Source organism: Mongoliibacter ruber, assembly GCF_003003005.1.
GTDB classification, from domain to species: Bacteria; Bacteroidota; Bacteroidia; order Cytophagales; family Cyclobacteriaceae; genus Mongoliibacter; species Mongoliibacter ruber.
Genome location: NZ_PVTR01000031.1, coordinates 1 through 4,150 on the forward strand (window position 1 = coordinate 1; position 4,150 = coordinate 4,150).

General features: G+C 31.1%; 3 protein-coding genes. All 3 read left to right on the forward strand.

The features are described from left to right. Nucleotides 1–361 precede the first annotated feature (361 nt). The 3 genes from CLW00_RS21035 to CLW00_RS21045 are packed head-to-tail and all read left to right on the forward strand — an operon-like array spanning nt 362 to nt 3,936. Complete coding sequence (locus tag CLW00_RS21035) at nt 362–685, forward strand: helix-turn-helix domain-containing protein (protein WP_106135684.1); 324 nt, start codon at nt 362–364, stop codon at nt 683–685. Nucleotide 686: 1 nt separating this feature from the next. After that, nucleotides 687–2,843: an HsdM family class I SAM-dependent methyltransferase gene (locus tag CLW00_RS21040; protein WP_106135685.1), complete on the forward strand. Its 2,157-nt coding sequence runs from the start codon at nt 687–689 to the stop codon at nt 2,841–2,843. Then, nucleotides 2,833–3,936, forward strand: a complete 1,104-nt coding sequence (locus tag CLW00_RS21045) for a restriction endonuclease subunit S (protein ID WP_106135686.1) — start codon at nt 2,833–2,835, stop codon at nt 3,934–3,936. Before CLW00_RS21040 ends, CLW00_RS21045 begins: the two co-directional genes overlap by 11 nt. Nucleotides 3,937–4,150 lie beyond the last annotated feature (214 nt).

Here is a 4,150-nt window from a genome sequence, read left to right on the forward strand (position 1 = left end):
TGGAACGCCCATTTAAATGAACTATATTCACCATTCAAGGCACACACATCACCTTGGATACAGCGGGCGGTTCAGTGTAAAAATGAAAATCAGTACCTTTAAGGAGTTAGGAGTAGGCATGAAGGGAACGTCTCTGAAAGCCAGCCGTCTCCAAGTTGAATCACGTTACCTGCAAGCTGAAAAAAGTCCAACGCTCGGTCAAGCACATTTGGTTTTTGCCGAATCTCGAACCCAACGCTGAAAAACCAAAAGCGCTTGCCCTTTCCCACAGCAAAAAAAGAGAGTCCAACTTAATGTTAATCTAACTTAAAATTATATATTTGCTAGAATTTAGCAAGTTAATAATTAGCAAGTACATCTTATGGCAACATTTGGAGAGTATTTAAGGACTGAGAGGAATAAAAAAGGATTAAATCAAAGTGATTTTGGTCAGGGGATAGGAATAATTATGACTGATATCAGTAAAATAGAAAATGGACGTAAAAAATTTCCATTTGCGAATCTTGCAAAACTTGCAGAATTTATCAACACCGATATCGAAAAAATAAAAAACCTATTTGTTGCAGATATCCTTGTTGAAGAAGCTCATAAATACGAATGTTCTGATATCGTATTTTCCTTAGCTGAAGAGCAATCAAAATATATTAAAAACAAAAATGTCAAACAAGGCGAAATAATATTTTAAAATGGGAGAAGAACTACAATCATTAGGTTTCCAGAAGAATGGAATCTATATAGCAGAATACGAGTATTACCCTCTTCAACGTACTTCTCTAAATCAATATAAGAAAGCCAAAGTAATTCCATCTAAGAACTATGGTAAATATGGAAAAAGACAACCTGACGGACTAGTTGTTGAACGCACGAACTCCAAAGACCTTAGAGTTATTGGAGTTATTGAATATAAGCAACCTAAGGAATTTCAATCTGAAGCTCAAAAGAAAGATGCAGTTGAACAATGTAATGATTTGTGCCAAGAGTTGAATTCTGTATTTGGCATTATTTCAGATGGCGAAAATTATATTTGGATTAACCCTAAAATGGAAAACTCCGAAAACAATTATATTGACAGGACAACTGGAAAAGAAAGAAGCTATAGTATAATTAAAAATGAAGATAAAAAATTTCTAAAAGAACCCTTCATATTACAAAAGAAATCTGAAAAAGACAAAGAGAAATTAGAATTAGAAACAGAAAACACTTTATTCTATATCAAAAGAATTATTAGTTCAATTTCGAAAACTAATTCTATTCTGAAATCAATTGAAGAAGTTAACCCTATCAAACTCGCAACTTCGGTTTGGCAGGATATTTATGTTAATACAGGGAAAAGCCCAACCAAATGTCTATATAACGTAGTAGAATTATTCATTTTCAAATTTTTAAGTGATTTAGAAGTTTTAAAAAGTCCTTATAATTTTGACTTTGTTTTGGAGCTTTCAAAGAGTAACAATGCAAAGGAAGCATTAAACTATTATGCTAATAACTGTCGAAAGCGGATAAAGAACGAGTTATTCCCAGCAGGAAAGGATGGAACTACAATTTTAAATGGTACTATATTTGTCGATTCAAAAGAGAATGCTATTGAATCACAAGCTTCGCTGTTTAAAAATTCTCTTGAAAAATATTCAAAATTTGGTTCTCTAAACAACATTCAAAAAGATTTTAAAACAAAGCTTTTTGAAACATTTTTAAAACAGAGTTCCGATAAAAGTAGACTTGGTCAATTTTTTACGCCTAGAAAGGTTGTTAGAGCTATCATAGAGATGGCTGATGTTGAAAAGTTGAAACCTGGCACTCGCGTATGTGACCCATTTTGTGGTGTAGGTGGTTTTATTACTGAAATTTTTCAGGACCCAAATCGAAAAAGAGATTTCCTTCCTAATGCAAAAGGAGAAATAAAACCTAAAATAACATATATAGGTTTTGATAAAGGTAATGACGAAGATGATGAAAGAGTAATAATATTGGCTAAAGCCAACATGCTAATTTACCTTTCAGAAATAGTTGAAAGGTATCCAACGTTTGCTCCAAAATTTTCAGAAGTAATAAATGAAACTTTTCATTTTTTAAGTGATTCTAATTTGGGCACGCTTAAAATAGAGAATTCAGAAGATGAAAAATATGATTTGGTAATAACAAATCCGCCTTATATAACGAGCGGAACAACCTCATTAAAAAAGGAAATTGAAAACGAAGGACTCTCCTCAAAATATACTGCAAATGGAAAAGGAGTTGATGGTTTGTGCTTAGAATGGATTATAAGGAATTTAAAAAAGGAAGGTAAAGCCTTTATAGTGCTTCCACATGGTATATTCAACTCTACGCAAAATAAAACATTACGAGAGTTTCTTTTAAAACACTGTTTTGTTCATGGAATTATTTCACTTCCGATAAAAACATTTTTCAACACACCGCAAAAGACATTCATATTAATAATAGAAAGAAAAGAAAATATCGACTTGACCCAAGATTTTCCTGTCTTCACTTATTTAGTAAGTGATATTGGAGAAACTCTAAATATCTACAGGTTTGAAACAGAAGGGAAAAGCGATTTAGAAAAAGCTAAAGAATTATATAATCTTTATAAAGGAGCTCCAAAATCATTCCCAGCAGACTTAATTGGTGATAAAAGATGTAAAATTCAACCATTGTCAAAATTTGAACCTGGTTCGAATTGGGATATTGACAAGTTTTGGACTAAAGAAGAAAAAATTGAACTAGGAATTGAAGAAGAAGAAAATATAGTAACTATTGATGAATTCAGAGATAAAATAGAAGATTTGATGGTTAAACTAGGAGAGTATTCAGAATTTATTACAAGCCTTAAAGATGAGATTTAAAACAGTCCCTATTAAAGAAATACTTTTTTCTCCGCCAACAAATTCTGGGTTGAAAAAAATACATGTAGAGCAGGTACGTATTAATTCTGATTACATCCCTGTATACTCAGCTACCAAAGATGATAAATTTGTTTACGGTTGGGTTAAAAAAGATTCCAAATGGAAAAAATACAAAAACCTCTTAACATGGGTAAAAGATGGTAGTTCATCTGGATATGTGTTTTATCGTAGTGAAGAATTCGTTCCATATGAAAAATTAAAAATTTTAAAACTTAAAGAAGAATATTTGGATACTATCGACTATCAATATTTAAAGGTGGTTATTCAGAATAAATTATTATCAATGGGCTTTGGTTTCGGTTTTAAATGTTCAATGGAACGAGTAATGGAAACCGAAATAAAAATTCCAACAAATGAGAATGATGAATTTGATTTCAAAGTTCAAAAAAAATTATCTGATAGTTACAATTCAATTTCAAAGTTAAAATCCGATATCGCAGTGTCATTTGATGAATTTAAAGATATTAAAATTGATATTGATTTTAAGAATGAATTTAATAAGTATACAGATGTTCCGTTAACTACTTTTTTCGATTTAATAAAAGGAAAAGCGACATATACTCAGAAATATATTAGAAACAATCAAGGAGATTTTCCAGTTTATTCTTCTCAAACATCTAACAATGGAGAAATAGGTCAAATTAATTCTTTTGACCATGATTTAGAATGTTTATCATGGACAACAGATGGAATATATGCAGGCACCGTTTTTTATAGAAATGGAAAATTTAGTATGACCACTCATTGTGGAGCTTTAGTATTAAATGATAAATACAAGGACTTAATATCTCTAAAGTATGTTTATTTATTCCTATTCTTGAACTTGAAAGATTATGCGATTGGTGAAGGAAATAAAAGGTTAACATTAGAACAAATGAAAAGTGTATCTATCTTGATACCATTTGACGATAAAGATATACCTGACTTAGTTCAACAAGAAAGAATTGTCAATAAATATTATAAATTCCACAAAGTTATTGATGAATTGAATGATTTTTTTGAAAATATTAATTCGACAATGATTGAATTATAGCCCAACGCTAAAAGCCATACACATTTGCAATTCGCACCAGCCAACACACGAGCCAAAAATTGCAAAAGAGTATGTCTTTGCCAACGCTGAAAAACGAACGAAAAAATAAAGCCAGCAGGTAATCGAGGTACTGTCTTAAATTCCAAGTAATTTTTAAAGGTTTTTATTAAATTTACAATAGCGAAAAGAGGGCTTCAGGCGATTCTTTGCACGG

Coding starts and splice junctions, on each gene's coding strand:
- CLW00_RS21035 (WP_106135684.1), top strand. CDS start 362: ATGGCAACATTTGGAGAGTATTTAAGGACTGAGAGGAATAAAAAAGGA.
- CLW00_RS21045 (WP_106135686.1), top strand. CDS start 2,833: ATGAGATTTAAAACAGTCCCTATTAAAGAAATACTTTTTTCTCCGCCA.
- CLW00_RS21040 (WP_106135685.1), top strand. CDS start 687: ATGGGAGAAGAACTACAATCATTAGGTTTCCAGAAGAATGGAATCTAT.